The following is a 22,148-nucleotide window of genomic DNA, read 5'->3' as shown; positions in this document are numbered from 1 at the left end:
GTCCCTCCCGGCCGACCCGATCCGGAGGCAGGCCCTACGCTGACCTCCCGGAGCCCCCTGGCGCCGTAAAACTACCGGCGCTAGTTTGGGGCGCGGACGACGCTGCCCCGCCCTGGAGGAAGACGATGAAGGCACATGACGGCATGTACATCGACGGCGCCTGGCGCCCCGCCGTCGGCGCGGACACCATCGAGGTCGTGAACCCGGCCGACGAGCAGGTCATCGGCCGGGTGCCAGCGGGCACCGCCGAGGACGTCGACGCCGCCGTACGCGCCGCCCGCGCCGCCTTCCCCGGCTGGGCCGCCACCACCCCGGCCGAGCGGGCCGCCCGGCTCGCCGCCCTGCGCGACGTGCTCGTCGCCCGGAAGGACGAGATCGCCGAGACCGTGACGGCGGAGCTGGGCTCCCCGCTCCCGTTCTCGCAGAACGTGCAGGTCGGCCTGCCGATCGCGGTCGCGGGATCGTACGCCGAACTGGCCGCCACGCACTCCTTCGAGGAGAAGGTCGGCAACTCCACCGTCTACCAGGAGCCGGTCGGCGTCGTCGGCGCCATCACCCCCTGGAACTACCCCCTCCACCAGATCGTCGCCAAGGTCGCCCCGGCGCTGGCGGCGGGCTGCACGGTCGTCCTCAAGCCGGCCGAGGACACCCCGCTGACCGCCCAGCTCTTCGCGGAGGCCGTCCACGAGGCGGGTGTGCCGGCCGGGGTCTTCAACCTGGTCACGGGCCTCGGCCCGGTCGCGGGCCAGGCGCTCGCCGAGCACCCGGGCGTCGACCTGGTCTCCTTCACCGGCTCCACGGCGGTCGGCCGGCGGATCGGCGCCACCGCGGGGGCGGCCGTGAAGAAGGTGGCCCTGGAACTGGGCGGCAAGTCCGCGAACGTCATCCTGCCGAGCGCGGACCTCGCCAAGGCGGTCAACGTGGGCGTCGCGAACGTCATGTCCAACTCCGGCCAGACGTGCAGCGCGTGGACGCGGATGCTGGTGCACCGGGACCGGTACGAGGAGGCGGTCGAGCTCGCCGCGACGGCCGCGGCGAAGTACGGGGACCGCATCGGCCCGGTGGTGAACGCCAGGCAGCAGGCGCGGGTGCGCGGTTACATCGAGAAGGGCCTCGCGGAGGGCGCCCGGCTGGTCTCGGGCGGCCCCGAATCGCCCCGGGAGCGCGGCTACTTCGTGCAGCCCACCGTCTTCGCCGACGTCACCCCCGAGATGACCATCGCGCAGGAGGAGATCTTCGGGCCCGTACTGGCGATCCTCCTCTACGAGGACGAGCAGGACGCCCTGCGGATCGCCAACGGCACGGTGTACGGGCTGGCCGGCGCGGTATGGGCCGGGGACGACGCGGAGGCGGTCGCGTTCGCCCGGCGCATGGAGACCGGGCAGGTCGACATCAACGGCGGACGCTTCAACCCCCTCGCCCCCTTCGGCGGTTACAAGCAGTCCGGGGTCGGCCGCGAGTTGGGCGCGCACGGCCTCGCCGAGTACCTGCAGACCAAGTCCCTCCAGTTCCAGGAGCGTTGAGCCAGATGGCCGTACGTGCCGCTGTACTGCCCGCCCTCGGTGCCCCGCTGGAGGTCACCGGGATCGAGCTGCCCGAGCCAGGCCCCGGCCAGGTCCGGATCCGGCTCGCCGCCGCCGGCGTCTGCCACTCCGACCTGTCCCTGTCCAACGGCACCATGCGGGTGCCGGTGCCCGCCGTCCTCGGTCACGAGGGCGCGGGCACGGTGGTGTCGGTGGGGGAGGGCGTCACCCATGTCGCCCCCGGTGACGGAGTGGTCCTCAACTGGGCGCCGTCCTGCGGGAGCTGCCACGCCTGCGCACGGGGCGAGGTGTGGCTGTGCGCCGACGCGCTCACCGGCGCCGGTGCCGTCCACGCCCGCCGCGCGGACGACGGCACGGATCTCCACCCCGGTCTGAACGTGGCCGCGTTCGCGGAGGAGACCGTGGTCGCGGCGTCCTGCGTGCTCCCGGCCCCGGACGGCGTGCCGCTGACCGACGCGGCCCTGCTGGGCTGCGCGGTCCTCACCGGGTACGGGGCCGTGCACCACGCGGCGAAGGTCCGGCCGGGGGAGACGGTCGCGGTGTTCGGCGTCGGCGGGGTGGGCCTCGCGACCCTCCAGGCGGCGCGGATCGCGGGCGCCGAGAGGATCGTCGCGGTGGACGTGTCCCCCGCGAAGGAGGAGTTGGCGCGAGGGGCGGGCGCGACGGACTTCCTGCTCGCCTCCGACACCACGCCCCGCGAGATCCGCGGCCTCACCGGCAAGCAGGGCGTCGATGCGGCGGTGGAGTGCGTGGGCCGGGCGGCCACCATCCGCGCCGCCTGGGACTCCACCCGCCGCGGCGGCCGTACGACGGTCGTCGGCATCGGCGGCAAGGACCAGCAGGTCACCTTCAACGCCCTGGAGATCTTCCACTGGGGCCGCACGCTGACAGGCTGCGTCTACGGCAACTCGAACCCGGCCGAGGACCTGCCGGTCCTGGCCGAGCACGTCCGGGCGGGCCGCCTGGACCTGGGCGCGCTGGTGACGGAACGGATCGCGCTGGAGGGCATCCCGGCCGCCTTCGAGAACATGCTGGCGGGCAAGGGCGGCCGGGCACTGGTGGTGTTCTGACGCCCCGGGTTCGCCCTGGGGCCTAGGACTCGGCCTGGGACTCGGCGGCCGGTACCTGCTCGGGCGTGGTGTGCGGTTCCGGGACCGGAGGCGACTTACGGGGGCGCGACCGTGACACCGCCACTCCGGCCAGGCACAGCGCGCCACCCCCGAGCGTCACCGGCCCCGGGACCTCCTGGAGGAAGAGCCAGGACATCAGGACCACCAGCGCGGGCACCGCGTACGTCGTCGCGCCCATACGGCTCGCCGTCGTACGGGCCAGGGCGTACGCCCAGGTGGTGAAGGCGAGCGCCGTCGGAAAGACGCCCAGATAGACCATGTTGAGCGTGGCGGACACCGGCGCGCGGGCCGCGTCGTGCACCAGCTGTCCGGCGAACGGCAGACAGACGACCGCGCCCACCAGACACCCGAACGTCGTCGCCTGCAGCGCGCTCGCCGCACCCAGCGCGGGCTTCTGCGCGACGACACCGGCCGCGTAGGCACCCGCGGCGAGCAGACACAGCACCACCCCGAGCACCGAGGAACCCCCGTCACCCGACATCGACAGGCCCACGGTCACGGCACCGGCGAACGACACCGCCATGCCCGCGAGCAGCCGCGGCGGCATGGCGTCCCCCAGCAGCCGCGCACTCAGCAGCGCGATCAGGATCGGCCCGATGTTCACCACCAGCGCGGCGGTCCCGGCATCGACCTGCTGCTCGCCCCAGTTGAGCACGACCATGTAGAAGCCGAACCACAGCAGCCCGGATATCGCGATCCCGCGCCACGCCGCACGCGGCGGCAACCCCTCCCGCCGCAGGAGGCAGATCACCCCCAGCGCCAGTGCCCCGGACAGCAGCCGACCGAGCGCCAGCGCGCCCGGCGCGTACGCGGCGCCCGCGCTGCGGATCGAGACGAAGGCGGAGGCCCACAGCAGCACGGTGACGGTGGCCGCCCCGGCGGCCAGACGGGAGGGGGAGGCGTTCATCGAAACTCCTTGCGTGGAAACCCTGGCGTCTTCGGGCCGGGGAGGAAACGCGTCCGACGATCGCCGGACGCGCAGCGTTCAGATTGCGCTACGCGATGTGGCACCCGGCGGAGACAACCAGGCTGCCGGGTCTACCGCCGGGCCGGCGGGAAGTCAGGTCTGCGGAGCTTGCGTAAGACCGTGGGCGGCACACCGTCCCTTCGCTGGTAACCCCGGGCGGCAGCGGGCTGCGAAGCAGAAAGCCCGACCCGCGAGGGAAGGAATCCCCGTCGTCTCGGCGGGGAGGAGGTCAACATTCTCCAGAGGCTAGGAGGGCAGGGGCCGGTGGCGCTCGCGGATTTCCGCCGGGACGGCGGGCTCAGCGCAGTGCCGTCGCCTTGATGCCGAGCCACTGCGACAGCGCGTGCTCGCCCTTCGCCGTGACCTTCACGGCCCGCTCGGAGCCGATGCGGACGCACCAGCCCGCGTCCAGGGCGTGCCGGCACAGCGCGGCGCCCGCGACACCCGCGAGATGGGGGCGACGCTCGGTCCAGTCGAGGCAGGCGCGGGCCAGGGGCCGGCGGCCCTTGCGGTCGAGGCGGATACCGGCGGTGTCGAACCATGCCAGGCCCGCGTCCGTGAGCGCGAAGCCCGTGTCCTGACGCAAAAGGCCGCGTTCGGTCAGCGCATCCGTGACGGCGATACCGAGCCGCCCCGCTAGGTGGTCGTAGCAGGTGCGCCCGCGGGCCATCGCGGACCCGGCGCTCGCCTCCCGCAGCGAGCGCGGACGCCCGTCCCTGGCATCCGGCGTCACCTGCGCGGCGAGGTCCTCGACGATCTGGGCGACCCGCGCGTCGGCGAGCCGCACATACCGGTGCCGTCCCTGCCGCTCCTCGGCGAGCAGCCCGCCCGCGACGAGCTTGCCCAGGTGCTCGCTCAGCGTCGAGGCGGCGACCCCGGCGTGCCGCGCCAGCTCACCGGCGGTCCACGCCCGGCCGTCGAGCAGCGCCAGCAGACAGGCGGCCCGCGTCTCGTCGGCGATCAGCCCCGCGAGCCCGGCGAGCCCGGCCGCCGTACCGTCCTTCCTCGTCGTCATGCGTCCAGCATCGACCACGGCCACTTCGGCGCCCACCGAAGCGTGCCCGCCTGTCCTATAGGGAGCGCTTCACCTGCTCGTACTGCCGCTCCAGTCCGTCCAGCAGGGCCGCCAGCCCCGTGTCGAAGGCCCGTTCGTCGATCTTCTCCTGCTGCTCGGCGAGGAGGTGGGCCTGCCCGAGGTGGGGATAGTCGGCCGGGTCGTACGCCGCCGCGTCGTCGACGAAGCCGCCCGCGAACGAGCCGAGCGCGGAGCCCATCACGAAGTAGCGCATCAGCGCGCCGATGGAGGTGGCCTGCGCGGGCGGCCACCCCGCGCCGACCATCGCCCCGTAGACCGCGTCCGCGAGGCGCAGCGCGGCCGGGCGGCGACCGGGCCCGCGGGCCAGGACCGGGACGATGTTCGGGTGGTCGCGCAGTGCGGCCCGGTAGGAGACCGCCCAGTCGTGCAGCGCGGTCCGCCAGGGCCGGCCGTCCTCGAACATCGACAGATCGACCTGTGCGCTCACCGAGTCGGCGACCGCCTCCAGGATCTCGTCCTTGGTCCGGAAGTGGTTGTACAGCGACGGCCCGCTGACCCCGAGTTCGGCGGCGAGCCGGCGCGTGGAGACGGCCGCGAGGCCTTCCGCGTCCACCAGCGTCCGCGCCGTGGCGACGATGCGGTCGGTGCTGAGGAGGGGCTTGCGCGGTCGGGCCATGGCGCACATAGTAGGGCTGCAGTGGCAAACTAGCACTGCTAATTTAAATGTGCCGCTTTCAATGATCTGCCGAGGGGTGACGCGTCGTGAACCTGGAGCTCAGCGAGGAGCAGGTGGCCGTGCGACGGCTGGCCGAGGAGTTCGTGGCCCGCGAGATCGCCCCGCACGTCGTCGCCTGGGACCGGGCCGAGGAAGTGGACCGCTCGATCGTCAAGAAGCTCGGCGAGGTCGGCTTCCTCGGGCTCACCATCGACGAGGAGTACGGCGGCTCGGGCGGCGACCACCTGGCGTACTGCCTGGTGACCGAGGAGCTGGGCCGCGGCGATTCGTCCGTGCGCGGGATCGTGTCCGTCTCGCTCGGCCTGGTCGCCAAGACGATCGCCGCCTGGGGGAGCGAGGAGCAGAAGCGCCGCTGGCTGCCGGGGCTGACGTCCGGGGAGTACGTCGGCTGCTTCGGGCTCACCGAACCGGGCACCGGCTCCGACGCGGGCAACCTCGCCACCAGGGCGGTACGCGACGGCGACCACTACGTGATCAACGGCACCAAGATGTTCATCACCAACGGCACCTGGGCCGACGTCGTCCTCCTCTTCGCCCGCTCCACCGACGCCCCCGGTCACAAGGGCGTCTCCGCCTTTCTCGTCCCCACCGACACCCCCGGCCTGACCCGCCGCACCGTCCACGGCAAGCTCGGCCTGCGCGGCCAGGCGACCGCCGAACTGGTCCTTCAGGACGTCCGCGTCCCCGCCTCCGCGATGCTGGCCCCGGAGGGCAAGGGGTTCTCCGTCGCCATGTCCGCGCTCGCCAAGGGCCGGATGTCGGTGGCGGCGGGCTGCGTCGGCATAGCCCGGGCCGCGCTGGAGGCGGCGGTGACGTACGCCGGCGAACGGGAGCAGTTCGGCAGGACGATCGCCCACCACCAGCTCGTCCAGGAACTCCTCAGCGACATCGCCGTCGACGTGGACGCCGCACGGCTGCTGACCTGGCGCGTCGCCGACCTGATCGACCGCGGCCTGCCCTTCGCCGTCGAGTCCTCCAAGGCCAAGCTGTTCGCCTCCGAGGCGGCCGTCCGCGCCGCGAACAACGCCCTGCAGGTCTTCGGCGGCTACGGCTACATCGACGAGTACCCGGTGGGCAAACTGCTGCGCGACGCCCGGGTGATGACCCTCTACGAGGGCACCAGCCAGATCCAGAAGCTGGTCATCGGGCGGGCGCTGACGGGGGTTTCGGCGTTCTGAGTACCGCTTTGAGTACGCGTGCGGATGTCCCGGCGCCGCCGTCCGCCGACCCTGGTCCACATGAGTGAGACTCCGGTCAGACAGCAGAACACGGCCGCCTTCTACGGGCAGGCCGTGGCGTCCTTCGCCATCGCCCTGGTGGCCACCGCCGTCGGGATCTTCCAGCTGCACGCCGACGCCTGGGTGCGGGCCTTCCTCGGCATCGCCGTCCTGTACCTGGTGACCTCCGCCTTCACCCTCGCCAAGGTGATCCGGGACCGCCAGGAGGCCGGGCAGATCGTCAGCCGGGTCGACCAGGCCAGACTGGAGAAGCTGCTCGCCGAGCACGACCCCTTCGAAAAGCTCTGAGCGGGCACGCTAAGCGCCCGCTCACCTTCGGAGGTATGGTGTTCGTCCTGCCAGTGGAAGGGGCGAGCGATGAGTACGGCGGAGGAGACAGCCGGCGGCGAGGTGGAGCCGTGGGCCGAGGTGACCCCGGACGCGGCCCGGCGGCTGCTGGTCGCCGCGGTCGAGGCCTTCGCCGAACGCGGCTACCACGCCACGACGACCCGTGACATCGCGGGACGCGCCGGTATGAGCCCGGCCGCGCTCTACATCCACTACAAGACCAAGGAAGAGCTGCTTCACCGCATCAGCCGCATCGGCCACGACAAGGCGCTGGAGATCCTGCGCACGGCGGCCCGGCGCGAGGGCAGCGCGACCGAGCGGCTCGCCGACGCCGTGAGCTCCTTCGTCCGCTGGCACGCCGGGCGGCGCACCACCGCGCGGGTCGTGCAGTACGAACTGGACGCGCTCGGCCCGGACGCCCGCGCCGAGATCCTGGCCCTGCGCCGCCAGGTGGACGCCGAGGTGCGCGGGATCGTCGAGGACGGCGTGGCCGCGGGCGAGTTCGACGTGCTGGACGTGAAGGGGACGACGCTGGCCATCCTCTCCCTGTGCATCGACGTCGCCCGCTGGTTCAACGTCAACGGGTCCCGGACCCCCGAGGAGGTCGGCGCGCTCTACGCCGACCTCGTGCTGCGGATGGTGGGGGCAGGGAAGTAGGCGCCCCCACCGGGTCCGGGGTCAGAGGTAGTAGCGCGCGACCGACTCGGCGACGCACACCGGCTTGTCGCCGCCCTCCCGCTCCACCGTGAAGGCGACGGCCACCTGCACGCCGCCCTGCACCTCCTCGACGCCGGAGATCGTCGCGGTGGCGCGCACCCGGGAGCCGACCGGGACCGGCGCGGGGAAACGGACCTTGTTGGTGCCGTAGTTGACGCCCATCTTCACGCCCTCCACCTTGATCAGCTGCGGCCCGAACAGCGGGAGCAGCGACAGCGTGAGGTAGCCGTGCGCGATGGTGGTCCCGAAGGGGCCCTGGGCCGCCTTCTCCGGATCCACATGGATCCACTGGTGGTCGCCGGTCGCCTCCGCGAACAGGTCGATCCGCTTCTGGTCGATCTCCAGCCAGTCGGTGTACCCCAGCTGCTCGCCCACCGCCGCCTTCAGCTCGTCGGTGGATGTGAAGGTCCTCGGCTCTGCCATGTTCCCGGCCTCTCGCGTCACGAAATCACGATGTCTAAGCAACTGCTTAGCATGGTCGGGTGCGGCACCGGTGTCAACGGACGGCGCCTGTGCCGCGGTGGGTAGGCTCTGGAAGGTGCCCCAGATCCCGGAGAAGATCCACGAGCTGACCGTCGGCCAGTTGTCCGCCCGCAGCGGCGCCGCCGTCTCCGCCCTGCACTTCTACGAGTCAAAGGGCCTGATCAGCAGCCGCCGCACCGCGGGCAACCAGCGCCGCTACTCCCGGGACGCCCTGCGCAGGGTCGCCTTCGTACGGGCGGCGCAACGGGTGGGCATCCCGCTGGCCACGATCCGCGAGGCGCTGGCGCAACTCCCCGAGGAGCGCACACCCACCCGCGAGGACTGGGCCCGCCTCTCCGCGGCCTGGCGCTCGGAACTGGACGAACGCATCAAGCAGCTGAGCCGCCTGCGGGACCACCTGACCGACTGCATCGGCTGCGGCTGCCTGTCCCTGGAGACGTGCGTGCTGTCCAACCCGGACGATGTGTTCGGCGAACGGCAGTCAGGCTCCCGCCTGCTGGTGGAACGCCGCAAGCGGTAGCCCCGCCCCCTCCGGGCAGTCGTACCTCCCCAGAGCCTTGACGGCCTGGGGGGACCCCAGGGCGGCACGGGTGGGCGCTGGGGCACCCCCTGCTCGAAGAGCCTGGGGAGGCGCCCCGCAGGCGCCGGTTGGCGCACGTCCTCCCTGCTCGCCCCGGCACCGGGCACCCGTAGGCCCCCGGCTCGCTTCCGCACCCTGTCCCGACGGGTCGGGAGCCGCTGACAACGGGGGTGCGGCATCCCCCGGCGCACCCCCACGGGCCCTAGGCCGACACGAGCAGCCGCGCGCGCCTGGTCCGTGCCAGAGCCCCAGGTGTCAGCACGTGCGACGGCACCAGGATGCCGCAGTCCGTGCAGACCGGGCCCGACGACGGCTCATGGGCCAGGTCGTATCTCCAAGTGAGGCGCTCACCGGCGCACACCGGACACGATGAGCCCGGCTCGCGCTCCAGTGCGGCGATGAGCCTGCGCAGCACCTCCGCCAGCGGTTCATGAGGGTGGACCCGCGGGTCGTCGCACCACGCGACCCCGAAACCGCCCCACGTCAGCCGGTGCCAGTCGTCCACACTGCCCGGCCGGCGCAGCCCGTCGTGCTTCTCCTTCTTGCGGCGCTCCGTGAACTCGGCCTCGTAGGTGAGCCACACGGACCGGGCCTCCTCCAGTTCCTCCAGTGCGGCCACGAGCCGCGCCGGATCGGGGGAGCGGTCCTCGGGACCGAACCCGGCCCGGGAGCACAGATGGTCCCAGGTCGCCCTGTGCCCGTAGGGGGCGAACTTCTCAAGGCACTTGCGCAGTGAGTAGCGCCGTAGTGCCAGATCGCACCTCGGATCACGGACCTGTCTCGCCAGACTCCGGAAACCGGCCATCGCCCTGCACCTCCGTCACAACTGCACCAGTACTTCGGTCACTTCGGCGTCGTCCTGGGGACGTCGCCGAATAGACGTATCGACACGCGATTCGGCTCCATCGGATTTCCGATGACCTCCATAAGCACTTGCCGGACGGTTGAAAAACTGACGCATGTTCATCTTCAATCGCGGGGATACCGGCGGTAACGTCCGCCCGCCCATTCCCCCAAGCTCTCGGCTTCGCTCGAGCAGGGGGGACCCCCATCGTCGGGAGGAGCTGCCATGCCACGGCGCACCCCACGCACCGCCCTCGACAGACTGAGAACTCCTCGCAGAACCCCCAAGTTCCTCAAGGCCGCGTCGATATGCGTGCTCATCGCGGGGCTTTTGTCCCCGACCGCCGCGGCCACCGCACAGGCGGCCACGGGCACCGCGGAGGCGGCCGCGTCGAACGACTACTGCGGCGGCCAGTGTTCGGACATCCTCCCGCCCGGCGAGAACGGCAACGCCACCCTCGCCCAGATCCTGCTCAACCAGGCCTTCGGCACCCAGCCCGCCCACGCCGAGGACCAGCTCGGCCCCTACGCCAACCTGGCCACCGGGTACTCCACCCTCACCGACGCGAAGATCAACAACTTCTTCAACGACGCCTCGTTCGGCGTTCCCTCCGACCAAGTCGCCTCCACCGAGAAGCCCGCGGGCCGCGGCGACGTGACGATCGTCCGCGACAAGAAGACGGGCGTCCCGCACATCACCGGTACCACCAGGTACGGCACGGAGTTCGGCGCCGGGTATGCCGCGGCTGAGGACCGGCTGTGGCTGATGGACGTCTTCCGGCACGTGGGCCGCGGACAGCTCACCTCCTTCGCGGGCGGCGCCGCCGCCAACCAGGGCCTGGAGCAGGAGTTCTGGCGCAACGCGCCCTACACCGAGGCGGACCTCCAGGCGCAGATCGACAACGCGGTGGCCGCCGCCGGCGACCGCGGCAAGCAGGCCCTCGCCGATGTCAACGCCTACCTGGCCGGCGTCAACGCCTACATCGACGCCTCCGACAGCGGCCGCTACTTCCCCGGCGAGTACGTCCTGACCGGCCACAAGGACTCCATCACCAACGCCGGCACCATCGAGCACTTCAAGGTCACCGACCTGGTCGCGCTCGCCTCCGTCATCGGCGCGCTCTTCGGCTCCGGCGGGGGCGGCGAGGTCAACAACGCGATCTCCCTGCTGGCCGCCCAGTCCAAGTACGGCGTGGAGGAGGGCACCAGGGTCTGGGAGTCCTTCCGCGAGCGCAACGACCCCGAGGCCGTCCTCACCGTCCACAACGGCGAGAGCTTCCCGTACGCGACCAAGCCCTCGAGCCCCCAGGGCGAAGCTTTGCCCGAGGCGGGCTCGGTGACCCAGGAACCGCTCGTCCACGACCGCACCGGCAGCGCGGCGACCTCGAGCGCGGCCAGTGCGTCGAAGACCGCGGCCACCACCGCCCTGACCTCCGCCAAGCGCGGCATGTCCAACGCCCTGGTGGTCAGCGGCAAGTACACCGCGAGCGGCCACCCCATCGCCGTCTTCGGCCCGCAGACCGGCTACTTCGCGCCCCAGCTCCTCATGCTCCAGGAGATCCAGGGGCCCGGCATCAGCGCCCGCGGCGCCTCCTTCGCGGGCCTGAGCATGTACGTCGAACTGGGCCGCGGCCAGGACTACTCGTGGAGCGCCACCACCTCCGGCCAGGACATCATCGACACCTACGCGGTCGAGCTGTGCCAGGACGATTACCACTACCTGTACCACGGCACCTGCACCGCCATGGACAAGGTCGAGCAGAAGAACTCCTGGTCACCCACGACCGCCGACTCGACCCCGGCCGGCTCCTACACCATGCGCGTGTGGCGCACCGAGTACGGGCCCGTGGAGTACCGCGCCACGGTCGGCGGCAAGAAGGTCGCCTACACCACCCTGCGCTCGTCCTACCTGCACGAGGCCGACTCGATCATCGGCTTCCAGATGCTGAACGACCCCGACTACGTCAAGGGCCCGAAGGACTTCCAGAGCGCGGTCCAGCACATCAACTACACCTTCAACTGGTTCTACGCCGACTCCCAGCACACCGCGTACTACAACAGCGGCGACAACCCGGTGCGGGCGAGCGGTGTCGACGCCGAGTTCCCCGTATGGGCGCAGGCGGCGTACGAGTGGCGCAACTGGGACCCGGCGACCAACACGGCCGACTACACCCCGCCGTCCCAGCACCCCAACTCCGTCGACCAGGACTACTACATCTCCTGGAACAACAAGCAGGCCAAGGACTACACGGCCGCCCCCTGGGGTGAGGGCTCGGTCCACCGCGGCAACCTGCTGGAGGACCGGGTGCGGAAGCTGGTCGCGGCCGGCGGTGTGACCAGGTCGTCCCTGGCGAAGGCGATGGCGGACGCGGCTCTCGCGGATCTGCGGGCCGAGGACGTGCTGCCGAAGCTGCTGAAGGTCGTGGGCAGCAGTACGGTGACGGACTCCACGGCCGCGGCGGCGGTCAGCAAGCTGCAGGCCTGGGTGACGGCGGGCGCCAAGCGCACGGAGACCTCGGCCGGCTCCAAGACGTACGCCAACGCCGACGCCATCCGCATCCTGGACGCCTGGTGGCCGCTGCTGGTGAAGGCCGAGTTCCAGCCGGGCCTCGGCAGCGACCTGTACACCGCCTTCGGCGACAACCTGCCGATCGACGAGTCCCCCTCGGCCGCGCACGGCCCGACCGGATCGCACGCCGGAAGCTCCTTCCAGTACGGCTGGTGGAGCTATGTCGACAAGGACATCCGGGCGGTCCTCGGGGAGCCGGTGCAGGGCCCGCTCGCGCAGAAGTACTGCGGCGGCGGCAGCCTGAGCGCCTGCCGTGACACCCTGATCAGCACGCTGAAGCAGGCGGCGGGCATGACCGCGTCCCAGGTCTACCCGGGCGACGACCAGTGCTCCGCCGGTGACCAGTGGTGCGCCGACTCGATCGTCCAGCGCACCCTGGGCGGCATCAAGCACGGCAGGATCAGCTGGCAGAACCGGCCGACGTTCCAGCAGGTGGTGGAGTACACCTCGCACCGGTAGGCCGGAAGGTGAGGTGCGGCGGCGGGTCAGCTCACCCGGCCCGCCGCCAGCACCACCCGGGCCAGCTCCGGATGCACGATGTCGCTGTGCGCCCCCGCCGGCGGACCACCGTGGCAGACCACCGCACAGGCGTCGACGTTGACGCAGCCGGACGCCGGCAGTTCGCCGCCGAGCGCGTCGGCGAGCGTCAGGCCGCGCGTGCCGTCCACCGCCTGGACTCCGTCGTGCCCCATCGCTCCCCATCGCGGGCCGAGGAGCCGGCCGATGTCGAAGTCCGCTGCGAAGTCCCCGGTCAGCGACCGGTCGTCGTCCGCCATGCGGGACGCCAGCGGGTAGAGCGTGCCGAGCGCCGAGTCGAAGTGGGAGTAGCAGCACACCAGGGGACCGTCGACCCGGTTCTGCTGCCCGTGCAGCACACCGCTCGTATGCGGGTCCTCCGGCAGCCGGGCCGCGAACGCGTAGTGCGAGAAGGCGCCCTGCAGCAGCGTCACGGACTTCACCGTGCGCACCTGCTCCGGCAGCCCGCGCAGCGCGAACGACACCAGCCGCCCGCCGAAACTGTGCCCGACCAGGTGCACCCGTACCCCGGGCGCCGCCTGCGCCAGCTGCCCGATCACCTGCCCGAGCCCCCGCTCGCCGACCGTCCCCGCGCGCCGCTTCATCGCGTAGTACGTGGCCTGTCTGAGCAACTCGCGCGCGCCGTCCCACACCCCCTTCGGCGTGAACGAGAACCCCTCGGGGGACTCCCCACCGGCCGACTGGACCTGTTCCAGCGCCCGCGCGAAGCTCCGGCACACCTCGGCCGTGTCCCCGGTCAGCATCCCGGGCTCGTCCTCGGGAGCCCCCTGGGCCAGGGTGTCCGCGGCGAACGCGGCCTGCGGCCCCTGCGGCCGCACCTCCACCAGCAGCCGTACCAGCCGCCCGAACTCCTCCAGCGAGGCACCGTCGTCCGGGTGCTGCTCCAGCAGCCGTGAGAGCTGCTCCACCACGGTCGCACGGCCGGGGAACACCTCCAGCAGCGCGTGGCGGCTGTCCTTGTCCAGCAGCGGAGCCGCCGGCACCTCGGCCGCGACCGACCGCGGGAAATGGGGGATCGCCTCGTCCGCGAACATCATCGACGGCCAGATCACGCCCACGTACCCGAGGCGGGCCCTGGGCGCGATCAAGGGCACCGGCGCGAAGAAGCTGCTGTAGAGCCGGGTGGCGCCGGAGCGCTGGTTGTTCCAGCCGTGCGCGAAGACCAGCAGGTCGCGTACTCCCCGCCGTGTCACCTCCGCGACCAGCCGGTCCCGCTCCGGCCCGTCGACGTCGCCGTCCGCGTCGAAGGTCAGCTCCCAGTAGGGACTCACGCTCATTGCCGGTACCGCCATGACGGGCCCCCTTGCCCCGAGGTCGAGTGCGCTGTGCGCAGTGCGCGCATCGTCCTGCGGGCGGGCACGGTTGGCCATACGTCACGACTCATCCGTACAGCAGGTACTCCCCGCGGATCCGCCGGAAGGCGGCCAGCTCGTCCTGCCACGCGGCCACCACCTCGTCGGCCGTGGCGCCGGCGTCGATCATCGTGCGCACCCGTGCGGAGCCGGTGAGCTTGTCGATCCAGTCGTCGGAGCGCCAGGCGAAACCGCTCCACACCTTCTTGGCGGTCACGAGCAGCGCGATCCCGGTGCGGACGGGGTCGTAGGCGGCCCGGTCGTGCACATGGATCTGCACTCCACCGACCGTCTTCCCCTGGAACTTGGAGAAGGCGGGCGCGAAGTACGCCTCCCTGAAGTGCACGCCCGGCAGCCCCAGTCGTTCCGCTTCCGCTGCCCAGCGGCCGTCGACGCCCTCCGCGCCGAGGAGTTCGAAGGGGCGGGTGGTGCCGCGTCCCTCGGACAGGTTCGTGCCCTCGAACAGGCATGTACCCGAGTAGACCAGCGCGGTGTCGGGTGTCGGCATGTTCGGGCTCGGCGGTACCCAGGGCAGCCCGGAGGCGTCGTAGAAGTCGGACCGCCTCCAGCCGGTCATCAGCACCATGTCGAGCGGAACGGGCGTGGGCAGGAACTCCTCGTTGAACAGCCGCGCCAGCTCCGCGACCGTCATCCCGTGCGCCTGCGCGATCGGCTGCCGGCCCACGAAGGTCGCGAACTCCCTGTGCAGGACCGGGCCGAGGGCGGCGCGTCCGGTCACCGGGTTCGGCCGGTCCAGGACCATGAACCGCTTGCCGGCGAGCGCGGCGGCCTCCATGCAGTCGTAGAGGGTCCAGATGTAGGTGTAGAAACGGGCGCCCACGTCCTGGATGTCGAAGACGACGGTGTCCACGCCGGACGCGGTGAAGATGTCGGCGAGCGGCCGGCCGCTCTTCAGGTACGTGTCGTAGACGGGGAGCCCGGTCGCCGGGTCGTCGTAGCGGCCCTCCGATCCGCCGGCCTGGGCGGTGCCGCGAAAGCCGTGCTCGGGGCCGAAGACCGCGACCAGGTTCACCCGGGCGTCGGCGTGCGTCACGTCCACGATGTGCCGGACGTCCCTCGTCACGCCCGTGGGATTGGTCACGATGCCGACCCGGCGGCCCGCCAGCGGCGCGTAGCCCTCCGCCGCCAGCCGTTCGAATCCGGTGCGCAGCCGCCCGCCGCCACCGGCCCGGGACGCCGCGGGGAACGGCACGGTCGCCGCCGTGGTGGCGGCGAGCAGCCCTCGTCTGGACAGCCTCATGCGATGACCTCCCTGCTCGATGGAACTGTCATGCCCGCGCAATGGCTGGCGAAGCAGCCTCTTCCCTCGCTACATACCGACTGGTTAGTCTGGCCGCCGTACAGAGCCGACGGCAGCAGAGCCGGTGCGTGTCGCGTCGAAGGAGACCGATGGTGGAAGCCGTGCAGGATGCGGGAGTGGTCGTCACTGGGGCGGGAGGCGGCATCGGGGCCGCGCTGGCCCGCCGCTTCGCCGCCGAGGGGGCCCGGGTCGTCGTCAACGACCTGGACGCCGAGAAGGCCAAGGCCGTGGCCGACGAGATCGGCGGCATCGCCGTCCCGGGCGACGCGTCCGCGATCGTGTCCGAGGCGCGGGACGCCCTCGGCGGCACGATCGACGTCTACTGCGCCAACGCGGGCCTCGGCTCCGGCGGCACCGAGGCCGCCGACGAGGAGGTCTGGGCGCGGGCCTGGGACGTGAATGTGATGGCCCACGTCCGCGCGGCCCGGGAACTCCTGCCCGCCTGGCTGGAGCGCGGCGCGGGCCGCTTCGTCTCCACGGTCTCCGCCGCCGGACTGCTCACCATGATCGGCGCCGCCCCCTACAGCGTCACCAAGCATGGCGCGTACGCCTTCGCCGAGTGGCTGTCCCTGACGTACCGCCACCGCGGCCTGAAGGTCCACGCGATCTGCCCCCAGGGCGTCCGCACCGACATGCTGACCGCCTCCGGCACTGCCGGTGACCTGGTGCTGGCACCGACCGCGATCGACCCCGAGGACGTCGCCGACGCCCTGTTCAAGGGCATCGAGGAGGACCGCTTCCTGATCCTGCCGCACCCCGAGGTCGCCGCCTACTACCAGGCGCGCGCCACCGACCCGGACCGCTGGCTGACGAGCATGAACCACATCCAGCAGAAGTGGGAGGCCGACCGGTGACCACCTCCCGCTACGCCGCCAAGCCCTGGCTCACCCTGCTCAACGATGCCCAGCGCGCCCCGGTCAGCCCCGCCGACTCGCTCCCGCACGCACTGCGCGAGGTGCCCGCGGAGCGCACCGCCCTGGCCTACTTCGACGGCCGGATCAGCTACGCCGAACTGGACGCGCTGACCGACTCCGTCGCCGGGTTCCTCGCCGCGCGCGGTCTGGAGCGCGGCGACCGGGTCGCGATCCTGCTGCAGAACTCCCCGCACTTCGTGCTGGCCCTGCTCGGCGCCTGGAAGGCCGGCGCCACCGTCGTGCCCGTCAACCCCATGTACAAGTCGGGGGAGGTCACGCACGTCCTGAAGGACGCCGAGGTGACCGCCCTGGTGTGCTCCGACCGCGCCTGGGAGTCGTACCTGCGCGACACGGCCGCCGCATCGCCCGTGCGGATCGTGCTGACCGCCTGCGAGCGGGACCTCCAGACCCGTGACGACGCCCGTGTGCTCACCTTCGAGCGGCTTGAGCAGGCCGCCGACGCCGACGACCTGGTCACCGTCGCCCGGCAGGGCCACAAGGCGCCCGAGGGCCGCGAGGTGGGCCCGTCCGACCTCGCGCTGATCAGCTACACCTCCGGCACCAGCGGCACCCCCAAGGGCGCCACCAACACGCACGGCAACATCATGTACAACGCCGAGCGGCAGCGCACGGGCCTCGGCCTGCCCGAGGCGCCCGTTTACTTCGCGCTGGCACCGCTGTTCCACATCACTGGGATGGTGTGCGAGCTGGTGGCCTGTCTCACCAGCGGCGGCACGCTCGTCCTCGCCTACCGGTTCGAGCCGGGCGTCGTCCTCGACGCGTTCGCCGAGCACCGCCCGCACTACACCGTCGGCCCCTCCACCGCCTTCATGGCACTCGCCGCCCACCCGTCCGTCACCCCGGACCACTTCTCCTCCTTCCGGGTCATCTCCTCCGGTGGCGCGCCGCTGCCGCCCGCCCTGGTGGAGAAGTTCCGGGCCGGCTTCGGGCCGTACATCCGCAACGGCTACGGCCTGACCGAGTGCACCGCACCCTGCGCCTCGGTCCCGCCCGGTCAGGAGGCCCCCGTGGACCCGGTCTCCGGGACTCTGGCGGTCGGCGTGCCCGGGCCGGACACGGTCGTCCGCATCGTCGACGACAGGGGCGAGGAGGTGCCGTTCGGCGAACAGGGCGAGATCGTCGTCCGTGGCCCCCAGGTCGTGCCCGGCTACTGGCGGCGCCCCGAGGCCACCGCCGAGACCTTCCCCGACGGCGAGCTGCGCACCGGCGACATCGGGTTCATGGACGAGCGGGGCTGGCTGTACGTCGTGGACCGCAAGAAGGACATGATCAACGCGTCCGGCTTCAAGGTGTGGCCGCGCGAGGTCGAGGACGTCCTCTACACGCACCCGGCGGTGCGCGAGGCGGCCGTCGTGGGGGTGCCGGACGGGTACCGCGGCGAGACCGTCAAGGCGTACATCAGCCTGCGCCCGGGCGCCGAGACGGATCCCGACGCGCTCGCGGCGTACTGCAAGGAGAGACTGGCCGCCTACAAGTACCCGCGCCAGGTGGAGATCCTGCCCGAGCTGCCGAAGACGGCGAGTGGGAAGATCCTCCGGCGGGAACTGCGTTCCCGCCGGGAGTGAGCCGAAGGGGCGCGCCGGTGTCGAGAGCGCGACCGCGCGGAGGCCCGAAGGGCTGAGCACGGTCGGGGTCGCGACACCGGCTTGAGCGCTCCGGAGGCGAACGACCGAGAACAGGCGCAGACGAGCCAGTAGAGATCGCCGGTACATCACGGAAAGGCAGGTGGCGGCAGTGCCCAGAACGACGGACGGGGACGGTACGCCGGTCCCGCAGCGGCTCCTGGCCGCCGCCACGCGGCTCTTCGCCGAGCAGGGCTACGACCGCACGTCCGTGCAGGAGATCGTCGAGGCGGCAGGCGTGACCAAGGGCGCGCTGTACCACTACTTCGGCTCCAAGGACGATCTGCTGCACGAGGTGTACGCGCGCGTGCTGCGTGTCCAGCAGGAGCGGCTCGACGCCTTCGCGGAGGCCGACGAGCCCGTGGAGAAGCGTTTGAGGGACGCGGCAGCCGACGTCGTCGTCACCACGATCGAGAACCTCGACGACGCGATGATCTTCTTCCGGTCCATGCACCACCTCAGCCCGGAGAAGAACAAGCAGGTCCGCGCGGAGCGGCGCCGCTACCACGAGCGGTTCCGCGCGCTGATCGAGGAGGGCCAGAAGGAGGGCGTGTTCTCCACCGCCACCCCGGCCGACCTGGTCGTCGACTACCACTTCGGCTCGGTGCACCACCTGTCGACCTGGTACCGCCCCGACGGCCCGCTCGGCCCCCGGGAGGTCGCCGACCACCTGGCGGACCTGTTGCTGAGGGCGCTGCGGCCGTAGCCCGTCGACGCACAGGGATGATCGACGCACATGGGTGAGGGGCGGACGCCACGGCGTCCGCCCCTCACCCGTGTCTCACAGGTACTTCTTCAGCTCCCGCCGCGCCAGCGACCGCTGGTGGACCTCGTCCGGGCCGTCGGCGATCATCAGCGTGCGGGCGCCGGCATAGAGCTCGGCCAGCGGGAAGTCCTGGCTCACTCCGCCCGCGCCGTGCAACTGAATCGCCCGGTCGATGATGTCGACCACCGCCCGGGGCGTGGCGATCTTGATCGCCTGGATCTCCGTGTGGGCGCCCTTGTTGCCGACGGTGTCCATGAGCCACGCGGTCTTCAGCACCAGCAGCCGCAGTTGCTCGACCGTGACCCGGGCGTCCGCGATCCAGTTGTGGACCACGCCCTGCTGGGCGAGCGCCTTGCCGAAGGCGGTGCGAGACACCGCTCGCCTGCACATCAGCTCGATCGCCCGCTCGGCCATGCCGATCAGCCGCATGCAGTGGTGGATCCGGCCCGGACCCAGCCGCGCCTGGGCGATGGCGAAGCCGCCGCCCTCCTCGCCGATGAGGTTCGACACCGGCACCCGCACATGGTCGAAGATCACTTCGGCGTGGCCGCCGTGGTAGTGGTCCTCGTAGCCGAAGACCTGCATCGCGCGCTGGACGGTCAGTCCGGGGGTGTCGCGCGGGACCAGCACCATGGACTGCTGGCGGCGGATGTCCGGCCCGTCCGGGTCGGTCTTGCCCATCACGATGAAGATCCGGCAGTCGGGGTTCATCGCCCCGGAGATGTACCACTTGCGGCCGGTGATGACGTACTCGTCGCCGTCCCGCTCGATGCGCGTGGTGATGTTCGTGGCGTCCGAGGAGGCCACCTCCGGCTCGGTCATCGCGAACGCCGAGCGGATCTCCCCGGCCAGCAGCGGCTCCAGCCACTGCTTCTTCTGCTGCTCGTCGCCGAACTGCGCGAGGACCTCCATGTTGCCGGTGTCGGGCGCCGCACAGTTCGTCACGGTGGGCGCCAGCTGCGGGGAGCGGCCGGTGATCTCGGCGAGCGGGGCGTACTGGAGGTTGGTGAGCCCGGCGCCGTACTCCGCGTCCGGCAGGAAGAGGTTCCACAGGCCCTGCCGGCGCGCCTCGGCCTTCAGCTCCTCGACGACCGGCGGGGTGTCCCACGGCGAGGCGAGCCGCTCACGCTGCTCGTGGGATACGGCCTCCGCCGGGTAGACGTACTCGTCCATGAAGGCGAGCAGCTTGGCGCGCAGCTCCTCGGTGCGCGCGTCGAACGCGAAGTCCATGACGGATCAGCCTTCCTGCAGGGTGGTCAGGCCGTGCTCGATGAAGACGGGCACCAGATCGCCGATGCGGTCGAAGCCCTGCCCGACCGTCTGGCCGAGCGTGTAGCGGTAGTGGATGCCCTCGAGGATCACGGCGAGCTTGAACCAGGCGAACGCCGTGTACCAGGAGACGGCGGAGACGTCGCGCCCCGAGCGGGCCGCGTACCGTTCGATCAGCTCGGCCGGATCGGGGTGACCCGGGGCCTCGGCGGTCGTGGAGACGGGGGAGTCGGGCGTCCCGAGCGGCACGCTGTACATCACCAGCAGACCCAGGTCGGTCAGCGGGTCGCCGAGCGTGGACATCTCCCAGTCCAGGATGGCGGTGATCCGGTCGTCGTCACCGAGGAGAACGTTGTCCAGGCGGTAGTCGCCGTGGATCACGGCCGGTGCGGGGGAGTCGGGCAGCGCGCGGCCGAGCGCCGCGTGCAGCTCGTCGATGCCGGGCAGCTCCCGGTTGCGCGAGGCGTCCAACTGCTTGCCCCAGCGGCGCAGTTGACGGTCCAGGAAGCCCTCCGGGCGGCCGAAGTCCGCAAGACCCACCGCCTCGGGGTCCACCGCGTGCAGCTCGACCAGCGTGTCCACCAGGCCGAGGATCGCGTTCCGGGTGCGCTCCGGGCCGAGCCGCGCCAGCTGTTCGGCGGTGCGGTAGGGGGTGCCCTCGACGAAGTCCATCACGTAGAAGGGGGCGCCGAGGACGGACTCGTCCTCGCACAGCAGCACCGGGCGCGGCACCGGCACCGGCGTCGGGTGCAGCGCGCTGAGCACCCGGTGCTCGCGCCGCATGTCGTGCGCGGTGGCCAGGACGTGGCCGAGCGGGGGACGGCGTACGACCCACCGCGCCGCGCCGTCCGAGACGGCGTAGGTGAGGTTGGACCGCCCGCCCTCGATCAGCCGCCCGGTCAGGGGGCCGTTCACCAGGCCGGGCCGCTCGGCGTCGAGCAGGCCGCGCAGCCGGCCGAGATCAAGACCCGGCGGGTGGTCTGGGCTCATCATTGCTCCTCACATGCGACGTGCGCGGAAAACAGGACCTGTGCCTCATGATGCCGACCGGTCGGTATGTCGTCCAGTGCGCGGGGCGAACGTGATCGGCGCCACGGTGCCATCGTGGCGCCGGCGGTCGCGGGTGTCACGGCGGCGGGGCGCCGCCGTGACACGGACGCGGCCCTCACGCGTGGCTGGCCATCATCTCCCCGCCGTTCATGACCGCCATGTCCCGGAAGGCGGGCAGCGGATCGAGAGCCGCCCCCTCGGCCAGGCCGTCCAGCTCGGCGTAGGCGCGGTGCAGGTTGGCCACCAGCCGCTCGCTCTCCCGCCACTCTGCGAACTCCCCCAGATCCGTGGACCGCGCCGCCTGGAGCGGCGTACGGCCCGCCGCGTGGTGCTTCTGCGCGACCTCGGCGACGAACCGCAGATAGCGCTCCGTACGGTCGAACGCCGACGGATCGGTCACCGGCCCGTGCCCGGGCACCACCGTCTCGGCGCCGAGCGCGCGCAGCCGTTCCAGCGCGCGCAGCGAGCCGCTGAGCGAGCCCATCAGGAAGAACGGCGTGCCGCCCTCGAAGACCAGATCGCCGGTGAACAGCACACGCCGGTGCGGCAGCCAGACCACCGAGTCGCCCACGGTGTGCCCGACGCCGGGGTGGATCACCTCGGCGTCCACCGCGCCCGCGTGCACCGTCGTGTGGTCCCGGTACGTCAGGTCGGCACCCTGTATCCGGACGTCCCCGTAGTCGATCGTGGGCCAGATCAACGGCAGGTTGTGCCCGGCGGCGAGCGCTTCCCGGCGGCAGTCGGCGTGCGAGACGATCATCGCGGCCGGCGCGAAGAAGGCGTTGCCGTAGGTGTGGTCGCCGTGGTGGTGGGTGTTGACCACCACCCGCGGCGAGGGGGCGCCCGTCGCCGCGATCGCCGCGCCCAGGGCACGGGTGCGGCGCTCGGTCGCGGTGGTGTCCACCAGCAGGGTGGCCGTCCCGTCGCTCACGAACCCGGCGTTGTTCAGGCACCAGCCGCCGTCCGGCTGGACATAGGCGTGTACGTCGTCGGCGAGTGCGACCGTGTACGGGTCAGCCGCGGCCATGGAACCCCCTGTTGCGTTGTCAACTGGTGCGGGACAGCCTGCCAGTCGACAACGAGCCTCCCGTATCGGGGGTTCCTCTTGCAGTCCTCGGTCAGTGCC

Annotated in this window: 20 protein-coding genes; 10 read left to right on the top strand and 10 right to left on the bottom strand. The window is 71.7% G+C overall.

Going from position 1 to position 22,148, the window contains the following annotated elements; genetic code table 11:
• Positions 1-125 precede the first annotated feature (125 nt).
• Both ACIRC0_RS28915 and ACIRC0_RS28910 read left to right on the top strand, forming a co-directional pair.
• Positions 126-1,523 (top strand): aldehyde dehydrogenase family protein, encoded by a 1,398-nt coding sequence (locus tag ACIRC0_RS28915; protein ID WP_403621524.1) that lies wholly within the window; start codon positions 126-128, stop codon positions 1,521-1,523.
• 5 nt (positions 1,524-1,528) lie between these two features.
• Positions 1,529-2,614 (top strand): Zn-dependent alcohol dehydrogenase, encoded by a 1,086-nt coding sequence (locus ACIRC0_RS28910; RefSeq protein WP_403621522.1) that lies wholly within the window; start codon positions 1,529-1,531, stop codon positions 2,612-2,614.
• Positions 2,615-2,636: 22 nt separating this feature from the next.
• Here the strand turns inward: ACIRC0_RS28910 and ACIRC0_RS28905 are convergent, their stop codons facing one another.
• The 3 genes from ACIRC0_RS28905 to ACIRC0_RS28895 all read right to left on the bottom strand — a co-directional run bounded on the left by ACIRC0_RS28905 (position 2,637) and on the right by ACIRC0_RS28895 (position 5,353).
• Positions 2,637-3,581 carry a DMT family transporter gene (locus ACIRC0_RS28905; RefSeq protein WP_403621519.1) on the bottom strand — a complete coding sequence of 315 codons (945 nt, stop codon included), beginning with the start codon at positions 3,579-3,581 and terminating at the stop codon, positions 2,637-2,639.
• Between the two features lie 358 nt (positions 3,582-3,939).
• Positions 3,940-4,656 carry an ArsR/SmtB family transcription factor gene (locus ACIRC0_RS28900; RefSeq protein WP_403621516.1) on the bottom strand — a complete coding sequence of 239 codons (717 nt, stop codon included), beginning with the start codon at positions 4,654-4,656 and terminating at the stop codon, positions 3,940-3,942.
• A gap of 55 nt (positions 4,657-4,711) precedes the next feature.
• The gene (locus ACIRC0_RS28895; protein WP_403621513.1) at positions 4,712-5,353 is read right to left on the bottom strand and encodes a TetR/AcrR family transcriptional regulator; all 642 of its coding nucleotides are present in this window, start codon (positions 5,351-5,353) and stop codon (positions 4,712-4,714) included.
• Positions 5,354-5,439: 86 nt separating this feature from the next.
• On the opposite strand from ACIRC0_RS28895, the gene ACIRC0_RS28890 reads away from it, so the two are divergent.
• The 3 genes from ACIRC0_RS28890 to ACIRC0_RS28880 all read left to right on the top strand — a co-directional run bounded on the left by ACIRC0_RS28890 (position 5,440) and on the right by ACIRC0_RS28880 (position 7,635).
• Positions 5,440-6,591 (top strand): acyl-CoA dehydrogenase family protein, encoded by a 1,152-nt coding sequence (locus tag ACIRC0_RS28890; protein ID WP_403621511.1) that lies wholly within the window; start codon positions 5,440-5,442, stop codon positions 6,589-6,591.
• Between the two features lie 60 nt (positions 6,592-6,651).
• The gene (locus tag ACIRC0_RS28885) at positions 6,652-6,939 is read left to right on the top strand and encodes a YiaA/YiaB family inner membrane protein (protein WP_103839144.1); all 288 of its coding nucleotides are present in this window, start codon (positions 6,652-6,654) and stop codon (positions 6,937-6,939) included.
• Between the two features lie 69 nt (positions 6,940-7,008).
• Complete coding sequence (locus ACIRC0_RS28880) at positions 7,009-7,635, top strand: TetR family transcriptional regulator (protein WP_403621508.1); 627 nt, start codon at positions 7,009-7,011, stop codon at positions 7,633-7,635.
• Positions 7,636-7,656: 21 nt separating this feature from the next.
• Here the strand turns inward: ACIRC0_RS28880 and ACIRC0_RS28875 are convergent, their stop codons facing one another.
• Positions 7,657-8,118 (bottom strand): MaoC family dehydratase, encoded by a 462-nt coding sequence (locus ACIRC0_RS28875; protein ID WP_403621779.1) that lies wholly within the window; start codon positions 8,116-8,118, stop codon positions 7,657-7,659.
• Between the two features lie 115 nt (positions 8,119-8,233).
• Between ACIRC0_RS28875 and soxR the strand changes: the two genes are divergently transcribed.
• Complete coding sequence (soxR, locus tag ACIRC0_RS28870) at positions 8,234-8,698, top strand: redox-sensitive transcriptional activator SoxR (RefSeq protein WP_403621507.1); 465 nt, start codon at positions 8,234-8,236, stop codon at positions 8,696-8,698.
• Positions 8,699-8,960: 262 nt separating this feature from the next.
• Here soxR and ACIRC0_RS28865 read toward each other — a convergent pair whose 3' ends face one another.
• On the bottom strand, positions 8,961-9,563 hold the full coding sequence (locus tag ACIRC0_RS28865; protein WP_366025595.1) for a hypothetical protein: 603 nt from the start codon (positions 9,561-9,563) through the stop codon (positions 8,961-8,963).
• Positions 9,564-9,827: 264 nt separating this feature from the next.
• On the opposite strand from ACIRC0_RS28865, the gene ACIRC0_RS28860 reads away from it, so the two are divergent.
• Positions 9,828-12,629, top strand: coding sequence for a penicillin acylase family protein (locus tag ACIRC0_RS28860; RefSeq protein WP_403621504.1), 2,802 nt, complete (start codon positions 9,828-9,830; stop codon positions 12,627-12,629).
• Between the two features lie 26 nt (positions 12,630-12,655).
• On the opposite strand, the gene ACIRC0_RS28855 is transcribed toward ACIRC0_RS28860, so the two are convergent.
• Positions 12,656-13,999: a serine-threonine protein kinase gene (locus tag ACIRC0_RS28855; protein ID WP_403621502.1), complete on the bottom strand. Its 1,344-nt coding sequence runs from the start codon at positions 13,997-13,999 to the stop codon at positions 12,656-12,658.
• An 88-nt stretch (positions 14,000-14,087) separates the two neighbouring features.
• Positions 14,088-15,320 carry an exo-beta-N-acetylmuramidase NamZ domain-containing protein gene (locus ACIRC0_RS28850; RefSeq protein WP_403621499.1) on the bottom strand — a complete coding sequence of 411 codons (1,233 nt, stop codon included), beginning with the start codon at positions 15,318-15,320 and terminating at the stop codon, positions 14,088-14,090.
• A gap of 149 nt (positions 15,321-15,469) precedes the next feature.
• Between ACIRC0_RS28850 and ACIRC0_RS28845 the strand changes: the two genes are divergently transcribed.
• The 3 genes from ACIRC0_RS28845 to ACIRC0_RS28835 all read left to right on the top strand — a co-directional run bounded on the left by ACIRC0_RS28845 (position 15,470) and on the right by ACIRC0_RS28835 (position 18,643).
• A complete protein-coding gene (locus ACIRC0_RS28845) occupies positions 15,470-16,234 on the top strand; it encodes an SDR family oxidoreductase (protein ID WP_403621496.1) in 765 nt (254 codons plus the stop codon).
• The gene (locus ACIRC0_RS28840) at positions 16,231-17,880 is read left to right on the top strand and encodes a class I adenylate-forming enzyme family protein (RefSeq protein ID WP_403621493.1); all 1,650 of its coding nucleotides are present in this window, start codon (positions 16,231-16,233) and stop codon (positions 17,878-17,880) included. The genes ACIRC0_RS28845 and ACIRC0_RS28840 overlap by 4 nt, the downstream gene beginning before the upstream one ends.
• A 169-nt stretch (positions 17,881-18,049) precedes the next feature.
• Positions 18,050-18,643 (top strand): TetR/AcrR family transcriptional regulator, encoded by a 594-nt coding sequence (locus ACIRC0_RS28835; protein ID WP_403621490.1) that lies wholly within the window; start codon positions 18,050-18,052, stop codon positions 18,641-18,643.
• Positions 18,644-18,718: 75 nt separating this feature from the next.
• Here ACIRC0_RS28835 and ACIRC0_RS28830 read toward each other — a convergent pair whose 3' ends face one another.
• From ACIRC0_RS28830 to ACIRC0_RS28820, 3 genes are all read right to left on the bottom strand, one after another.
• A complete protein-coding gene (locus tag ACIRC0_RS28830) occupies positions 18,719-19,933 on the bottom strand; it encodes an acyl-CoA dehydrogenase (RefSeq protein ID WP_403621487.1) in 1,215 nt (404 codons plus the stop codon).
• Positions 19,934-19,939: 6 nt separating this feature from the next.
• On the bottom strand, positions 19,940-20,962 hold the full coding sequence (locus ACIRC0_RS28825) for a phosphotransferase family protein (RefSeq protein ID WP_403621484.1): 1,023 nt from the start codon (positions 20,960-20,962) through the stop codon (positions 19,940-19,942).
• 175 nt (positions 20,963-21,137) lie between these two features.
• Positions 21,138-22,049: an MBL fold metallo-hydrolase gene (locus tag ACIRC0_RS28820; protein WP_403621481.1), complete on the bottom strand. Its 912-nt coding sequence runs from the start codon at positions 22,047-22,049 to the stop codon at positions 21,138-21,140.
• Between the last annotated feature and the right edge of the window lie 99 nt (positions 22,050-22,148).

The sequence above is a fragment of the Streptomyces sp. NPDC093984 genome (assembly GCF_044764595.1).
Lineage (GTDB): Bacteria > Actinomycetota > Actinomycetes > Streptomycetales > Streptomycetaceae > Streptomyces > Streptomyces cynarae.
Note: the sequence above shows the minus strand (reverse complement) of the source record. Positions and strands in the feature narration are given on the sequence as shown.

What these genes read in the sequence shown, in the direction of transcription:
- ACIRC0_RS28830 (WP_403621487.1), bottom strand. Translation starts at nt 19,933, where the DNA reads ATGGACTTCGCGTTCGACGCGCGCACCGAGGAGCTGCGCGCCAAGCTG.
- ACIRC0_RS28875 (WP_403621779.1), bottom strand. Translation starts at nt 8,118, where the DNA reads ATGGCAGAGCCGAGGACCTTCACATCCACCGACGAGCTGAAGGCGGCG.
- ACIRC0_RS28900 (WP_403621516.1), bottom strand. Translation starts at nt 4,656, where the DNA reads ATGACGACGAGGAAGGACGGTACGGCGGCCGGGCTCGCCGGGCTCGCG.
- ACIRC0_RS28825 (WP_403621484.1), bottom strand. Translation starts at nt 20,962, where the DNA reads ATGAGCCCAGACCACCCGCCGGGTCTTGATCTCGGCCGGCTGCGCGGC.
- ACIRC0_RS28850 (WP_403621499.1), bottom strand. Translation starts at nt 15,320, where the DNA reads ATGAGGCTGTCCAGACGAGGGCTGCTCGCCGCCACCACGGCGGCGACC.
- ACIRC0_RS28860 (WP_403621504.1), top strand. Translation starts at nt 9,828, where the DNA reads ATGCCACGGCGCACCCCACGCACCGCCCTCGACAGACTGAGAACTCCT.
- ACIRC0_RS28905 (WP_403621519.1), bottom strand. Translation starts at nt 3,581, where the DNA reads ATGAACGCCTCCCCCTCCCGTCTGGCCGCCGGGGCGGCCACCGTCACC.
- ACIRC0_RS28910 (WP_403621522.1), top strand. Translation starts at nt 1,529, where the DNA reads ATGGCCGTACGTGCCGCTGTACTGCCCGCCCTCGGTGCCCCGCTGGAG.
- ACIRC0_RS28820 (WP_403621481.1), bottom strand. Translation starts at nt 22,049, where the DNA reads ATGGCCGCGGCTGACCCGTACACGGTCGCACTCGCCGACGACGTACAC.
- ACIRC0_RS28895 (WP_403621513.1), bottom strand. Translation starts at nt 5,353, where the DNA reads ATGGCCCGACCGCGCAAGCCCCTCCTCAGCACCGACCGCATCGTCGCC.
- ACIRC0_RS28885 (WP_103839144.1), top strand. Translation starts at nt 6,652, where the DNA reads ATGAGTGAGACTCCGGTCAGACAGCAGAACACGGCCGCCTTCTACGGG.
- ACIRC0_RS28845 (WP_403621496.1), top strand. Translation starts at nt 15,470, where the DNA reads ATGGTGGAAGCCGTGCAGGATGCGGGAGTGGTCGTCACTGGGGCGGGA.
- ACIRC0_RS28880 (WP_403621508.1), top strand. Translation starts at nt 7,009, where the DNA reads ATGAGTACGGCGGAGGAGACAGCCGGCGGCGAGGTGGAGCCGTGGGCC.
- ACIRC0_RS28865 (WP_366025595.1), bottom strand. Translation starts at nt 9,563, where the DNA reads ATGGCCGGTTTCCGGAGTCTGGCGAGACAGGTCCGTGATCCGAGGTGC.
- ACIRC0_RS28915 (WP_403621524.1), top strand. Translation starts at nt 126, where the DNA reads ATGAAGGCACATGACGGCATGTACATCGACGGCGCCTGGCGCCCCGCC.
- ACIRC0_RS28855 (WP_403621502.1), bottom strand. Translation starts at nt 13,999, where the DNA reads ATGGCGGTACCGGCAATGAGCGTGAGTCCCTACTGGGAGCTGACCTTC.